This window comes from Clostridium sp. C8-1-8 (assembly GCF_009928445.1).
Lineage (GTDB): Bacteria > Bacillota > Clostridia > Clostridiales > Clostridiaceae > Clostridium_AR.
On the sequence record NZ_JAABNO010000012.1, the window covers coordinates 125,130 to 141,597 of the forward strand.

The 16,468-nt window shown below is 32.4% G+C and carries 12 protein-coding genes; 1 reads left to right on the forward strand and 11 read right to left on the reverse strand.

Annotated elements, in window-relative coordinates:
• Nucleotides 1–9: 9 nt before the first annotated feature.
• The 8 genes from GXK57_RS13855 to GXK57_RS13890 all read right to left on the reverse strand — a co-directional run bounded on the left by GXK57_RS13855 (nt 10) and on the right by GXK57_RS13890 (nt 9,495).
• The gene (locus GXK57_RS13855) at nt 10–264 is read right to left on the reverse strand and encodes a hypothetical protein (protein ID WP_160677391.1); all 255 of its coding nucleotides are present in this window, start codon (nt 262–264) and stop codon (nt 10–12) included.
• A complete protein-coding gene (locus GXK57_RS13860; protein ID WP_160677394.1) occupies nt 210–1,220 on the reverse strand; it encodes an ABC transporter ATP-binding protein in 1,011 nt (336 codons plus the stop codon). The genes GXK57_RS13855 and GXK57_RS13860 overlap by 55 nt, the downstream gene beginning before the upstream one ends.
• Nucleotide 1,221: 1 nt before the next feature.
• On the reverse strand, nt 1,222–2,241 hold the full coding sequence (locus tag GXK57_RS13865) for an ABC transporter ATP-binding protein (RefSeq protein ID WP_160677397.1): 1,020 nt from the start codon (nt 2,239–2,241) through the stop codon (nt 1,222–1,224).
• A gap of 13 nt (nt 2,242–2,254) precedes the next feature.
• Nucleotides 2,255–3,175: an ABC transporter permease gene (locus GXK57_RS13870; RefSeq protein WP_160677400.1), complete on the reverse strand. Its 921-nt coding sequence runs from the start codon at nt 3,173–3,175 to the stop codon at nt 2,255–2,257.
• 2 nt (nt 3,176–3,177) lie between these two features.
• Nucleotides 3,178–4,152: an ABC transporter permease gene (locus GXK57_RS13875; RefSeq protein WP_160677403.1), complete on the reverse strand. Its 975-nt coding sequence runs from the start codon at nt 4,150–4,152 to the stop codon at nt 3,178–3,180.
• 154 nt (nt 4,153–4,306) lie between these two features.
• Nucleotides 4,307–6,205 (reverse strand): ABC transporter substrate-binding protein, encoded by a 1,899-nt coding sequence (locus GXK57_RS13880; RefSeq protein WP_160677406.1) that lies wholly within the window; start codon nt 6,203–6,205, stop codon nt 4,307–4,309.
• A gap of 340 nt (nt 6,206–6,545) precedes the next feature.
• Nucleotides 6,546–8,444, reverse strand: a complete 1,899-nt coding sequence (locus tag GXK57_RS13885; protein WP_160677409.1) for an ABC transporter substrate-binding protein — start codon at nt 8,442–8,444, stop codon at nt 6,546–6,548.
• A gap of 253 nt (nt 8,445–8,697) precedes the next feature.
• Nucleotides 8,698–9,495: an AraC family transcriptional regulator gene (locus tag GXK57_RS13890; RefSeq protein WP_160677412.1), complete on the reverse strand. Its 798-nt coding sequence runs from the start codon at nt 9,493–9,495 to the stop codon at nt 8,698–8,700.
• Between the two features lie 249 nt (nt 9,496–9,744).
• On the opposite strand from GXK57_RS13890, the gene GXK57_RS13895 reads away from it, so the two are divergent.
• On the forward strand, nt 9,745–10,872 hold the full coding sequence (locus GXK57_RS13895; RefSeq protein WP_160677415.1) for a glycoside hydrolase family 27 protein: 1,128 nt from the start codon (nt 9,745–9,747) through the stop codon (nt 10,870–10,872).
• A gap of 556 nt (nt 10,873–11,428) precedes the next feature.
• Here GXK57_RS13895 and GXK57_RS13900 read toward each other — a convergent pair.
• From GXK57_RS13900 to GXK57_RS13910, 3 genes are all read right to left on the reverse strand, one after another.
• Nucleotides 11,429–12,781 carry a L,D-transpeptidase/peptidoglycan binding protein gene (locus tag GXK57_RS13900; RefSeq protein ID WP_243156434.1) on the reverse strand — a complete coding sequence of 451 codons (1,353 nt, stop codon included), beginning with the start codon at nt 12,779–12,781 and terminating at the stop codon, nt 11,429–11,431.
• Between the two features lie 1,053 nt (nt 12,782–13,834).
• Entirely contained in the window at nt 13,835–14,959 is a 1,125-nt protein-coding gene (locus tag GXK57_RS13905; RefSeq protein WP_160677418.1) for a glycoside hydrolase family 5 protein, read from the reverse strand.
• 423 nt (nt 14,960–15,382) lie between these two features.
• Nucleotides 15,383–16,336, reverse strand: coding sequence for a flavodoxin family protein (locus tag GXK57_RS13910; protein WP_160677421.1), 954 nt, complete (start codon nt 16,334–16,336; stop codon nt 15,383–15,385).
• Nucleotides 16,337–16,468 lie beyond the last annotated feature (132 nt).

The window sequence follows — 16,468 nt, forward strand, 5'->3', positions numbered from 1 at the left end:
CACAGTATCCTACATATTTTTCTTAGCTAAATATCTAATAGGGATTATACCTCCAAGGATAATTATTAGATTAACTACAATTACCATACAATAAACCACTTTTGCAGCTTCATTATCTCTAGTAAGTAAAAGTCCTATGACCGATATTCCAAGCATTCCGCAAGAAACTGCCTGAATAAACCTTATAAACTTTAGTATAGCTGACAGCTCTATTTTATCTTGCTTTCTAATCGCTTTTTTTCTATTTGTTGCACGTAATGACATGCTACATATCCTCCCTTATATTCCACTAACTCAGGCTCTTCCTTTTCACATTTTTCTGTATAATAAGGACATCTGGTATGAAACTTACAGCCTGAAGGTGGATTTATTATGCTTGGCATATCTAAGGTTCTTAAAGGAAGTCCTTTTGATCCACCATCTCTTCTTTTTCCAATACTTTGTGGAACTGCTGCTAAAAGTGCATGGAAGTAAGGATGTTTAGGATTGTCTATAGCATCATAAATATTATTAAGCTCTATCACCTTTCCTAAATACATAACCACCAGTCTTCCATTCTTAGCTATATACCTTGCTGTAGCTAAGTCATGAGTTATATATACAAAAGAAATATTATATTTCTTATTCATCTTAGTCATTAAATCTATAAGAGAAATTCTTAAGGATACGTCAACCATTGACACTGGTTCATCCGCTACAATTAGCTTTGGCTTTACAGATAAAGCTCTTGCTAAGAGTATTCTTTGTCTTTGTCCACCGCTAAGTTGATGTGGATATTTATATAAAAACTGTTCCTGAGGAACTAATCCTACCTCTTCAAAATATTCCTTTAATATAGTTTCAGCTTCTTGTTTATTTCTTGCTATTTTATGCTGTAATAAAGGCATCGATAAGGATTGAAAGATTGTTCTATTAGGATTTAAAGCTGCAAAAGAATCTTGGTGAACCATCTGCACTCCTAACCTATAGTCTCTGAATTCACTTCTTCTTAACTTAGAAATATCTTTTCCTTTATAAACTATCTTCCCAAGGGTTGGCTTATGAATACCTACAATCATTTTACCTAAGGTAGTTTTACCACAGCCACTCTCCCCAACAACAGCAATAATTTCACCTTCTTCTATTTCAAGATTAATCTTTGATAAAACACATACTTTTTGTTTTCTATTTACTCTATTATCAAAGTACATAGAGGTATCTTCAACCTTCAGTAAACTCATTTTATGCACCTTCCTTTGCTGCATTCTTTATTAAATCTGCATACTTGCAGCATCTACTGCATTTATTATCATTTACTAGGTACAATTGCTCTGTCTTATCTTTCTCACCTTCACATTGTCCACTCAAGTATAAAGTACATCTAGGGGCAAATTTACACTGTTTAAAGTCCTGTATAAGATTTGGAGGTGACCCTGGAATAGCCTTACGCTTGGTTATATCATCAGTTAACGTAGGAATAGCATTTAAAAGCCCTTTAGTATAAGGATGAGAAGGCTCCTCGAACACATCTCCAACCTCTCCATACTCAACAATTTCTCCAGCATACATTACTGCAATTCTATCTATTATACCTGATATTACAGAAATATCATGAGTTAAGAATATTAAGGTTACTCCTAGATCATCATGTATTTGCTTTAATAAGTCTAAGATATACCATTGAGTTATTACATCTAACGCTGTAGTTGGCTCATCTAATAGGATTATCTTAGGATCTAATATAAGGCTTAAGGCTATTAGTACTCTTTGCTTCATGCCTCCACTTAACTGATGTGGATAATATTCTAAAACACCTTTATCCAGTCTTACATATTGAAGTACCTCTCCAGATCTTGTTATTATCTGCTCTTCTGTCATATTAGCATCATGAGCATGTACAGTTTCTATAAAATGTTCTTTAATTTTTAGTACAGGATTCAATGCATTTTGTGCCGCCTGAAATACTGTAGCTATTTCACTCCATCTATATTCACTAAATTCATCTTTACTCAATTCTAAAAGGTTTACCTTTTCATCATTTTCAGTATAATAATATACTTCTCCTGAAGTTATTTTTCCTGGGTTTTTGACTAAGTTTAATATTCCAGAAGCAAGAGTTGACTTACCACTACCACTCTCACCAATTATTCCTAAGATTTCCCCTTTATATATGGTAAAAGATACGTTATCACAAGCTCTTAGCTTTCCATTGTTCAGCATAAAATCAATTGTTAAGTTGTTTACTTCTATCAATGGTTTCATTTATTGTTCCCTCCTATTTACGTAATCTTGGATTCATAGCTTCATCTAAGCCATTTGCAAATAGATAACAGCCTAGTTGGAAGAATAATATTCCCATTATAGGAGTTAGGAAATAAACTATTGGCCCAAGACCACCATATAAAACTGCTGATTGAGACATAGCCATCTGCATCATCATACCCCAATGACTACCTTGAAATGGAACTAATCCTAATACCATAAGTCCAACTGAAGTAATTATTGCACCTTTCATAATGGCAATGAAGTTTATAGCTATAAATGATGTTATATTAGGGATAATGTCTTTTACTATTATATTAAAGGTACTTATACCCATTATTCTGCTAACTTCTATAAAATCTTTGTGCCTTATAACCAGAACTTGAGATCTTATGGCTTTTGCAAGCCCTGCCCAAGACCAAAGACTTAAAACTAACCCAAATAGCACATTATTAGTAACATTTATTACCATGGAAAGAACCATAGTTACAGGGAAGCTTGGCATTGTCAAAATTATATTTGTAATCATCATTAGAGCCTCATCAGTCTTTCCACCTACAAGTCCTGCAAGTATTCCCATGGTACAAGCAAATACTATTGAAAAAAGTGCAGCATAAAAAGCAACCAGTAAAACTGACCTAGACCCTGTAATAAATTGAGAAAATATATCTCTTCCTGCATAATCAGTTCCTAGCCAATGCCTCGAAGAAGGAGGCTTCAATCTATCAAAATAATTGGATACCGGAGCTTTTACTATCATAGGACCAAATATTGATAGAATCAAAAAGAAAATTAATATCAAGAAACCTACTCTTGCCATTTTGTTTTTCCAGATTACCTGAAAAAATTCCTTAAGTGAATTAATAAAAGTACCTTCTTTACTATATCTATCTAGTAATCCATCATTATCATTCTTTCTAATACTATTCATCATATCTATTTCTCCCTTAACCTTGGATTCAATACTGTATATAGAAATTCAGCTACCAAGCCTGATAGTAAAACCATAACAATAATCATTAAGAACATACCTTGCATCAATGGATAATCTCTTCTAGATATAGCTGTAGATAAGTAATAGCCAACCCCTGGATAAACAAAAAGATTTTCAATAAGTGGTGAACCACCAAACATCATTCCAAAAGAAATGGCAACGCTTGTAACCATAGGAAGTACAGCATTTCTTCCTACATAGCTAAAAACAATACGTTTATTAGAAAGACCTCTAGCCCTTGCATAATTTATATAGTCTTCTCCAAGTACAGACATACAGCTTGCCTTCATTCCCATAATCCATCCAGCAAGAGTCGTTACAAAATATGCAAGTACAGGAAGAGCAGCATGGTGTAAAACATCTATTATGAAAGGTGCATTGAATCCTACCTCTACCGTGGAGCTGTACGCTCCTTTAGATGGAAATAAGCCTAAAGCTACTGAAAATAACACAATTAATAGATAAGCCACTATATAGTCTGGAATAGAACCAAATATTGCTTGATATGCAGTTACAACACCGTCTAATATATTACTTCTCTTCCACGCCACATAAATTCCTAGTATTACTCCAACAGAGAAAGATAATAATAATGATACCGAACATACTAATAGAGTCCAAGGTAGCGCCCCTAAAACTATGGAGCTAACTTGACCTTTATAGGACATTGATTGTCCTAAATTACCTGTAGATATATTCTTTACATAAGTTACAAATCTTTTAACTACAGGTACATCTGGATCATAGTTTAGAGCAAGTTTTGCTTTACTTAAAGCTTGATCATATGGCATCTGACTAGTCCTTATATATTCTTGTGCCAATGTATCTACAGGATTTCCTGGCATTGCTTGTATTACGAAAAATACTAATAATAGGGATGCTAGCATTGTTAATACACAGGATATTATTTTTTTCATTCTTCATTTACCTCCCTCATTTATGGATTAAGCTCTTCATTACACCCTATAAGACATTGAATGTACTTTTACTATCTATTTTTCATGTCTTATGTATTTGAGTATGCCTCAAAGAATTTACTTTTGAGGCATACTATTATTACTTTCTATTTAATTATTTTATATAGTACATTTGGCCAGACCTTAAGGACTTTCCAAGTATTGCGGAAGTTGTACCGGACCAATAGAAATCCTTTAATTGTTCACCAGTTTTAGCTTCTGGCATTGATAACTTTGGATTGTGTATTCTGAATATATAGTATTTTTCAGTTACAGGAAGATACCACATATTATCGTTAAAGAATTTAGCAAACTCTTCTGTCTTAGCTGAAACTTCCTTATCATCCTTAGCACTGAAAAGTTCCATTTCTTTTTCTGAGTATTTAAAGTCCTTACCTGTCACTTCATCCTTAAATATCAATCCGCCTGATGTAGGGAACTTGATATTCATCTTCTTTCCATACCACCATATTCCATCATAAGCTTCGTAAGGGTGTTGAGTATTTGTAGGGCTTCCAAAGCCATCTACAACCATATGTGCATCACCTGATGTAGAGTAATCATTGTAAGCTGCAGCTTCTTTAGGAGTAAATGTAGCATTTAACCCGAAGTCCTTTAACATATTAGCAGCTGCTTCTCCCATAACTACGAAGGCAGGGTATTCTCCAACACCTGCAATCTTTATTTCTGGAGATTCTCCCTTTGAATTAACCCATTTTCCGCCCTTCTTTGACCAACCAGCTTCTTCTAGTAACTTTGTAGCCTTATCTTTGTCCATAGTATAGTTAGCTAAAGTTTTAAGAAAGTCTTTTGATAAGTATTTATCTCTAACTGAAGGAGGAAGTCCAACTCCATATTCATCCCCAAGTCTCATGCCTGGTTCAGATACTGGTGCGATTTGAGCTTTATCTACGATATAAGCTATAGCCTTTCTTACCCTAACGTCATCAGTTGGAGCTTTATTTATGTTAAAGCAGAAACCAAATGAACTGTATTCTGGTACTAATAATTGTCTTATTGTATCTTTATTGTTCTCAGCAACTTTTTTAGCCAAATCTGGAGAAATTCCCATACCTTCAGCATCATACTCTTTATTCATTAAGGCAATTGCTGTAGATTCTGTAGTTGTTGGTCTTAGACCTCTTATTTTTTCTATTAGTGGTGGATTCCTAAAATATTTATTTCTTTCGAATATTGTCTCTGAGGAGGTTACCTTAGTTGGTACATATGCACCTGAGCACTTAATCTTAAGGATATCTGGGAGATAGTTGTTAAATTCCTTTGTTGTATCAGCCACTAACTTATCTCCGTCTTTATTAAACTTATAATTTTTGTTATCATCAAATTCTCTATATTTTTCAAAAGCAACTCTAAACTGTTCTGCCCATTTTCCATATTCAGAAGCTGAATATTTTACTGAGGACTTTAATATATAGTCAAGCAACAAATTTGCATCCTTGTTATACTTTATTTCTACTGTCAAATCATCTTTTTTAGTTACGCTATCAGCAAAATATGCAATCTTGTTTACTGTCATATCAATAAAGGTATTACAGATTAAATCATCTGCATTAAGAGGAGTTCCATCGCTCCATTTTAGATCCTTTTTTAAGGTCATTGTTAATACTTTATCCTTAAACTCATACTTTTCAAGCAACGATGGTTTAAAGGTTTTTTGAGGTTGTGAACTATAGTCACATAAATAATCATATATTATTGGTTCTACAGACCAGTCAGGTCCTCCGTTTACAGCAGGATTACCATGTCCAGCTGGCGGTGGTGTAAAGGATGTCATTGTAGTTAATACTGTTCCTTCTACCGGAGCTTTCTCTCCGTCTAATTTTGCATTAGTCAATTTGGTTTTGACTTGAGTTACACTGTCTTCAATGCTTTTTGCAGAAGTGTCTGTAGATGCATTTTTGCTAGAATCGTCTCCACATCCCACAAATAAAGATGTACTCATGGCTAATACCATGGTTACAGCTAAGGTCTTAAATAGCTTTGCTTTTTTCATTTTTCCCCCTCCATGATTCACAAATTTTAATAAATTGTCTTCATGTTTTGATTATATTCAGGGATATTTTACCTGTAAACGTTTATAGGTATTTATATGAAATATAGTTTATATTTAGTAATAATTGTATATACTTTTTAAATATATAGACTTATCTTTATATAAAGTGGTTTATTAATGACTACTCCTCTATTGGAAAATACCCCTTACTTATATCTAGATATTTCGATATATCTTCCACATAGAGTGAGTTTTAGAGTTGTACCTCCTTATTTTAGTATGTTGCAAAAATTCTTTGCCCCATTACTTATGAAATATATGATTTTTTTATTTTGTTAAGTTATTTTATATAATACATCTCTCCTGATCTTAAAGATTTTCCAATTACTGCAGCCATTGTACCTGACCAATAGAAATCTTTTAGCTCTTCTCCGGTGTTAGCTTGTGGCATTGAGAGCTTTGGATTGTGTATTCTGAATATATAGTATTTTTCAGTCATAGGGAGATACCACATATTATCATTAAAAAACTTAGCAAATTCCTCTGTTTTAGCAGAAATCTCTTTATCGTCTTTAGCACTGAAAAGCTCCATTTCTTTTTCTGAATACTTAAAGTCTTTACCAGTTACTTCATCCTTAAATACTAGTCCTCCTGCTGTAGGGAACTTTATATTCATTTTCTTTCCATACCACCATATTCCATCATATGCTTCATAAGGGTGTTGAGTATTTCCAGCGCCCCCAAAGCTATCTACAACCATATGAGCATCACCTGATGTAGAGTAATCGTTGTAAGCCGCAGCTTCTTTAGGAGTAAATGTAGCATTTAACCCGAAGTCCTTTAACATATTAGCAGCTGCTTCTCCCATAACTACAAAGGCAGGGTATTCTCCAACACCTGCAATCTTTATTTCTGGAGATTCTCCCTTTGAATTAACCCATTTTCCGCCTTTCTTGGACCAACCAGCTTCTTCTAGTAATTTTGTAGCCTTATCTTTGTCCATAGTATAGTTAGCTAAAGTTTTAAGAAAATCCTTTGATAAGTATTTATCTCTAATTGAAGGTGGAAGAGCCACTCCATATTCATCTCCAAGCCTCATACCTGGTTCAGACACTGGCGCAATCTGAGCTTTATCTATAATGTAAGCTATTGCCTTTCTTACTTTCACATCATCAGTTGGAGCCTTATTAATGTTAAAGCAAAATCCAAAAGATCCATACTCAGGTACTAATAATTGTCTTATTGTATCTTTATTATTTTCTGCAACCTTCTTAGCTAAATCAGGAGAAACTCCCATACCTTCAGCGTCATACTCTTTATTCATTAGAGCTATCGCGGTTGATTCAGTACTTGTTGGTCTTACCCCTCTTATCTTTTCTATTGGAACTGGAGCCCTAAAGTATTTATTTCTGTCAAATATCATCTCTGAGGAGGTTACCTTAGTTGGTACATATGCACCTGAGCACTTAATCTTAAGGATATCTGGAAGATAGTTGTTAAATTCCTTTGTTGTATCAGCCACTAATTTATCCCCATCTTTATTAAACTTATAATTTTTGTTATCATCAAACTCTCTATATTTTTCAAAAGCAACTCTAAACTGTTCTGCCCACTTTCCATATTCAGAAGCTGAATATTTTACTGAAGACTTTAATATATAGTCAAGCAACAAATTTGCATCCTTGTTATACTTTATTTCTACTGTCAAATCATCTTTTTTAGTTACGCTATCAGCAAAATATGCTACCTTATTTACTGTCATATCTATAAAGGTATTGCAGATTAAATCATCTGCATTAATAGGACTTCCATCGCTCCATTTTAGATCCTTTTTTAAGGTCATTGTTAATACCTTATCCTTAAACTCATACTTTTCAAGTAATGATGGTTTAAAGGTTTTTTGAGGTTGTGAACTATAGTCACATAAATAATCATAAATTATTGGTTCCATTGACCAGTCTGGTCCTCCATTTACAGATGGATTACCATGTCCTGCTGGTGGCGGAGTAAAGGATACCATTGTAGTAAATACTGTTCCTTCTACAGGTGCTTTCTCTCCATCCAATTTTGCATTTGTCAATTTAGTTTTGATTTTAGTTACACTGTCTTCTATGCTTTTTGAAGAAGTGTCAGTGGATGCACTCTTACTAGAGTCACCTCCACATCCCACAAATAAAGCTGTACTCATGGATAATACCATGGTTACAGCTAAGGTCTTAAATAGCTTTGCTTTTTTCATTTTTCCCCCTCCATGATCCATAAATTTTAATAAATTGTCTTCATGTTTTGATTATATTAAGGGATATTTTACCTGTAAACGTTTATAGGTATTCGCATGAAATATAGTTTGTATTTAGTAATAATTGTATATACTTTTGCTATATATAACCTTACTTTTATAAAAACTATATTTAAAGATGTACCACTTCAATGCAAATTATCTTTTAGGATAAAGTTATACATCTTAATATTCTTATTGAATTTAATCACCATTATATTGAGCTTTTATAATAAAGAGGTGCTACTCCATATTTCTTTTTAAACATTTTAGAGAAATTGAATATATCCTTGTACCCTGAGCTTCTAGCAGCTTCACTAGGTGTAAAGTTATTCTTAACAATAAGTTTTGCCGCCTTTTCAAGTCTTACATCAATAATATATTGTTTAGGAGATTTTCCTGTAAATCTCTTAAATATATTTGAAAAATAAACTCTATTTATACCTAGATATTTTGATATATCTTCAACTGTTATATCATTCATATAATTTGCCATTATATAACTTTCAGACTTGAGAACATATATCTTAGGAAATCCAACTGCATCTTCAGTATTCTCAGCTTCTATTAACAAAGAAAACAGTTCATATAGCTTTGCAGTTAAGAATATTTCTTTAGTCTGCTCTATTTTACTTGCCTCTAGCATTTCTTTAAAAATATACTCTGCTGCTTGTGAATACAATATATCTTTTTTCAGAAAGGTTGCTTTTTTGAATAAATTACTTTCTGTATTACACTGAAAGCCTATCCAAATATACTTCCAAGGATCATTCTTATCAGCCTCATAATAAGTTATCTCCTCAGGTCTTATAACAAAAATGTTACCCTTTCTTAGGCTATAGCACTTTTCCTTAATGGTAAATGTCCCCTTTCCCTTTTCAATATAGTGAAGTAGATAATACTCTCTAGACGCTGGACCAAAGCCATGACCACTGTAGCATTCTTCAACCCCACACAACAGTGGATTAATTTCCTTAAAGTTTTGATTCAATAATATAATATCTTCTTTCATATTTTTAAACCTCTTACATTTCAAATAATATAAAAAACTCAAATCATAAATAGTTACAAAATGACAAATAAACCTTTCATTTATCAATGGATATATAGGAAATAAATTGTTACTATTTACTGGAGTAGTAGCCATTTTACTATTACTTTAATACTAATAATACTACTTATCCTTAGTATTTCAAGTATTAACCAAATACAAAAACACATTATAAATATACAATATTTTAAAGTGAAAGAGGGTTTTATAATGTTAGGAAAGACACCACCTATGGGTTGGAACTCCTGGAATACCTTTGGCTGGCAGATCTCAGAAAATTTAATTAAAGGAATTGCTGACGTTTTTGTTGAGCAAAACCTAAAAGATGCAGGCTATGAATATATAGTAATAGATGATTGCTGGTCAAAAAAACAAAGAGATAGTGACGGTAGATTAGTACCAGATGAAGAAAAGTTCCCAAGTGGCATGAAGGCTTTAGCTGACTATATCCATAGTAAAGGTTTAAAGTTTGGTATGTATTCTTGTGCTGGAACAATGACATGTGCAGGTTACCCTGGAAGCTTTGAACATGAGTTTATTGATGCAGAAACCTTTGCCTCCTGGGAAGTAGACTACCTAAAGTATGACTATTGTTATAAGCCAGATGGTATCCCTGGGCATATACTTTACAAAAGAATGGCCATGGCCTTACGTAATTGCGGACGGGATATCTTATTTAGTGCCTGCAACTGGGGCAACGATGACTCCTTTAACTGGATGAGAGCTTCTGGCGCTCATATATTTAGATCTACTGGAGATATACAAGACAATTGGGAATCAATAAAAAATCTAGCGCTTCAACAAATGCACAAAGAATGTTATAGCGGGCCTTATTGTTACAATGATGTTGATATGCTAGTAGTTGGAATGTATGGAAAAGGTAATGTAGCATTAGGAGGATGTACTGATGAGGAATACAAAACTCATTTCTCCCTATGGGCTTTAATGGATTCTCCTCTCATGATAGGATCAGATATAAGAAAAATGAGCGAAGCTACTAAAAATATACTTACAAATAAAGAAATTATAGAAATCAATCAAGATATAGAAGGAAGGCAAGCTTACACAATTCCTCAATGGAACAATTCCAATTGTATGGCATATATAAAGACCTTAACTAACGGAGACTATGCTATTGGCTTCTTTAACTTTGGAGATAATTCAGGGGAAATGTCACTTCAATTTTGGGATATAGGACTTCCAACCTCCTCAGGTTTTGGATTAAGCTTAAGAGATCTTTGGAAACATGAAGATATTGGAACCTTTACTGAAAGCTATACTTTAAAATTAGAACCTCATAGCTGTGCTGTATTTAGAGCTAAAGTAGTTAAGCCATGAACGAATGTTGCTTTGAATGCAATAAGAAACTTGAAGGAGACGAGATAGCTATTTATCGCAGATTAGTCAACAGGGGTGCTACAAAGTATCTTTGCATAGATTGTCTCTCTAAACATTTCAGGTGTACTAGAACTTTAATACTAGAACGTATAGAACATTTTAAAGAAATTGGCTGCACTTTATTCTGCAAATAGAAAAACCGCTGAAGTGACCTTCTTCTATGAGATTTTTTTGCAAATCTGCCTTTCAGAATTAATATAAATTACCTAAGAGCCAAAGGAGTTACAAATCCTTGGCTTTTTTCTTTATGTTATAACTAGCTATTATAGGCCTTTAAATTTAGTAGGCTCAGCTAAAAAAAACTTTAACTACTTGTCTATAAAGTAAAAAGCTGCTTGACAATGTATATAATCAAACAGCTCAATATCATATAAATTTATAATCCCATATAATATAAACTAAAAATTCCTGTATAACAATAAAAAAGTTGATGAAGTGAACCTTTTTCACTTTCCTAGACAGTAAAAAACAATACTGAAAGTTGCTTTATGAAAACTTAATAATAGCAAAGAACTGGTGTACCTACATCCATATTTTCGTATATAGTTTTAGCAAGAGCTAATGGCATATTTACACATCCATGTGAGCCAGTTGTCTTGTAGTATTGACCACCAAATGTAGTTCTCCATGTTGCATCATGAAGTCCTATGCCCTGATCAAAAGGCATCCAATAGCTAACTGGAACATTATAATCTTCACCTTTTAAGCTTGTATTTCTCTCTTTATATTTGACTCTATAAACACCTACTCTAGTTGAGTGGTTTGCAGTTATATTACCAGTAACTACATCTCCTTCCACTACTAGAGATCCATTTTTATAATACCATAAATGTTGTTTTGACATATCTACTTCTACAAAAGTATTTCCAATATCATTACCATCTAAAGATGCACCTTTTTGTGCATATATAGGTTCCTTAGTTTCAACCTTACCATTTTTTATATCATCTATTAAGCTTTGAGACTCTTTTGCACTATTTATAGCCCAGCCATAATCTCCACCACTTATTTTTATCTTATTCCCTAAAGTAGTAGTAAAATCTCTTGTCTTTCCTACAGTACCATAAGTACTTGAAAGTTTATTTAAATATTGCTTTACTTTTGTCTCGTCTAATGTAACTTGTAGTTTGTCATCTACTTTTAGCCAGGTACTTATTGTTGAACCATCTAGAACTTCTGTATTTTTTCCAAAAGTATATGTTATCTTTGAAGCTACATATTTATCAAGAGCCTTTTTAGCCTCAGTCACTTGCTGAGAAGTTGAAGTATATTGTGGTTTCACATAACAATCTTCATCTTTTAAATTTATCTTTTCTTGTCCTTTAAGAATTGCATCTGAAACTTTGTTAACAAAGACATCTTTATTAATCTTATTACCATAAACCTCATTTACAATACTATAGCTTCCATTTTCATATTTAAAGCTTGCATTTTTAGGTTCAATTACCTTGCTGCCATCAAAAAAGGATATGCTATCTAATTTCTTTTTTAACAATTCCTTATCAAAAGAAACCCCTGCTGTAACATTATAATCCTTGGACTTAAAAACTGCTGTAATCCATCCAAAAGGATTTTCTTTATCTTTTAAACTCTTAACTTGTCCGTTTGAATTATACTTTAATCCAATATCAGACGCAGTTATTTGCTCTTTCTTACCATCAATTCCATCCAGCTCTAACTTATAGGCTTCTACCTTCGCTGGCATTTCTTTTTCTACTTCACTGACAGTTTTACCTGAAACACTAACACTATTTATTTCAGTACCAAAATAGAAATGATTTGTGAAGTATGCTGTCATACCCAAATATATTACAAGCAAAGCAGAAACAGAACTTATACTACCTATCACAATTTTATTGCGTTTTTTCTTCTTCTTATCCGTAATACCATCTCCTCTTGAAGACGTAGCACTTATCTCAAAAGCATTTTTTAACTTATTTTAAAATAGCCTGAAAAGTAATCCAGTGATACATCAATATAATCGCAGCAAAATTTTACTATAGGTTTAAATTCATGCCTCCTTTCTAAAGGTATATTTCATTCTATGTTTTAGGATTAATTTTTAAAACAATTATTGTATGTGGTGATCATAAATATTTCTAAACATAAAAAAATAACCTACTCTCAAAAAACCTATTGAAGGTCAACTTAGAGTTAGGTAAATACCATATAGTCAAGTTCTTTGAACCCTCTATCTTATAATATTTTTGTATGAATCTAAGCTGATATCTAGAAGTATTTAATTGATCAATAATTATTACGTTTTAATCTTCAAATTTGCTACCTTTTTTTTAATTTTTAGATTTCACTATTTCAAATTATTATAAAATAGTCCTCGTCTATTATATCAGAAATTTACACTTTTTTTTAACTAATATATCTAAAAATATAAATTATTATTTCTTTAAACATAAAGATAGAAATTTTGCTTATACATAGAAAAAAATTAAAACTAATAATTTTATGCCTATACAATATTTTTACCATATTTTGTATTTAATATCAATTTTTATTTTTCTCTATTAAAGATACACTACTTCATTCCTCTATCTTGCAAATAAATACTTTCACTTAATATCTTTAGATAAATAATTAATGTTTATTGAAGCGCTTTTCTAAACTTATTATATAATGTAGAACTTTATATAATCAATATAACTTAGCATAGAAAAAATCGCCAATAACTTTTATATCGGCGAAATAATAAACATATTTATATATTATCTTAAAGAGTTCTTATTTTATAGAGTTCCCAACTCATCTATCAATTAATATATCTCCGATAATGCCTATGACCAACGATTTCGGATCACGTATAAATTAAGTTGGTGTAGGAACTCTTTAAAGGAATAGGCATACTTTATACCAATATTCTACAGAAAACTATTCCTTTATTTAGATACTAGTTTGAAGTCCCTCTAATTAATGCATCTTTAACCTCTGGGCATGACCAAGTCAAATTCTGCCTATCAAATATTCCATAGGTATCAGCTTGCCCTGCTGTGGAGATACCATTATCCCACCATATTGTTGTAATTCCTCTATTTTTAGCATCCCTAACATAATACTCAGCTAATGCCGCTCTAGACTGCTGATTATTCTTATTTATAGAACCAAATTCACCTAAAACTACTGCTATTCCATTCTTCACAAACTTATTATATATTGCATCAAATTGAGAGTCTAACTGAGCTTTATCCGAGTCACTTCCCCAATAAGATGTACCACTTATATCCATTGCAAATGAATACGGTGAATACATATGGAGTGAAACAATCACTCTGCTATCATTATTAGGTATTACAAGAGAGTCATAAGTTACAGGAAGAGCTGCTGCTGCGTAGGTTGGTATCATAATAAACCTATACTTATTATTTCCACCAGTATTTCTGATTGTATTTACTGCAGCAATATTATATCTATTAACAACATCCCTACCTTCTGCAGTTCCACCTGTCCATTCAGAATCCGATCCAACTAAACGTGGTTCATTCATTGTTTCAAATATTAAATGGTCTCCATATTTTTTAAATCTATCAGCTATTTGTTTCCACAGCTTAGTAAGCTCACTAGTTACCTCCTTTTCCTTTGCATAGGTAGGTACTAACCATGTATCCTCATGGTGAATGTTAATTATTGCATACATGTTATTGTCTAAAGCATAATCTGCCACCTGTTCGACCCTATCAAGCCAATTTTTATCAATCTTATATTCTGGAGCTACACCTATATGATCTTTCCAAGTTATTGGTATTCTTACAGTATTAAAGCCAGCAGCCTTTATCTTATCTATCATAGCCTTTGTAGTAACAGGATTTCCCCAGCTAGTCTCAGTAGGACTTGCATCTAGAGTGTTACCCAGATTCCATCCTATCTTCATTTCTTTTACTACCTGCAAGGAACTTATGTTTTTAAGACATGAAGTTGTAGAACAAGCTTTTGCATTTGTATTTGTACCCAAAGCAGCGGTCGAAACGATTACACTCAAGCAAATAGTTTTAACTATAGATTTTAATCTTTTTCCCATATTCTCATCCCCTAAGAAATTAATACTTTAATATACTTTAATATACATTCTAAATATATTATTTGAGTATCCCCCTCCTTCTAATAAGTATTTATAGAATGTATCTTCAAGTCAAAATTTTAATTAAAGTCTGCAACACGAGATTTGTAGTCAAGGTAAACATATTTATTACACTTAGTTATTATATATTTACTTTATAAACACATTTTAATATGATCTGATACATATTATACACCACCATTTACCAAATGTATATATTTACCATAAGTTTTTTTATATTTTTCTCTAAAAATACTTATAAGATATTATCAATTCTCTATAGAGTAGAATTTTAATCTGAGTTTATAGTAAAAACATCCGATTAATTTTAATCAAAGAAAAAATCACTAACGTTATTTCATTAGTGATTCTTTTACAAAGATTCTATTTCTCTATTTTTATGGTTGGAAATTTTAAATCTTTATACTTATTGATTTTTTCTTTTACTATAGCTATATTCTCATCAGTATAGAACCCACCTTGAGTATGTCCTATTTCTCTTAAATGATGCTCTCTTCCTTCTACAGTTGTTCTATCACGACACAGGCCATCTTCAGCAATAACAAATTTCCACTTTCCAGCTTCAGTCTTTTCTAAATCTCCACCGGCTCCACACACTTGGCATTCTACTGGAAAATGAAGTCCATCCCATTGCACCTCTCCTAATACTAAGGCATTGGAATGACAATTAGGGCACCATCCCATATCCTCATCTCCTAACCATTTCCTCTTATCAGCTGAAGTATTTAGAGACTCCATTATATTTTCCCCAATTTTATGAGCTCTCTCAATCATGTCATCATGTATTAAACATTGTCTCGGTGCTGGCACACGTTTTGCAAGATACATGTCAATAATTTTGAAATCATTAGTAAAACATGTTGCTTGCATAGCTTCTAAAGCCATAGACTGCCAAGATCTAGTAGAACCACCAACTGCAATTAATGCTCCTACTCTATCTTTATGTTCAACTGCACCAATAGCTTCTAAGAAAGATGATTCATAACTTAAGTTTCTATGCATAAATTTCAAGAAAGTAGCAGTTGGCATTAAATCATAGGTCGGTGCTGAGAAAATAACAGCATCTTGATTTAACATGACTTCCATAATAGCTTTCTTGTCATCCTTCTTATCCAAAGTACATCCAACATGTTTACCATTTGTCATACCATGTGTGCATGCTGTGCAACCTGTACAGTCTACAATATTATAATCTCTTAAATTAATCATAGTAATTTCTGCACCTTGCTCCTGACAAGCTAACAGTGCTTCTTTTAGTAGAATTTCAGAATTTGAATCTTTTCTTCCAGCAGTAACTCCCATCACATTAAAAGCCATAATAACCTCTCCTCTTTTCTTTACAAAATTTAAATAGCTTAATATACTACTCTAAAAACTGTTTCCAAAAACTTAAGCATATTATATCTTCATTGATACTAAAAAAAATATTACATAATTTTTTTTTATTTG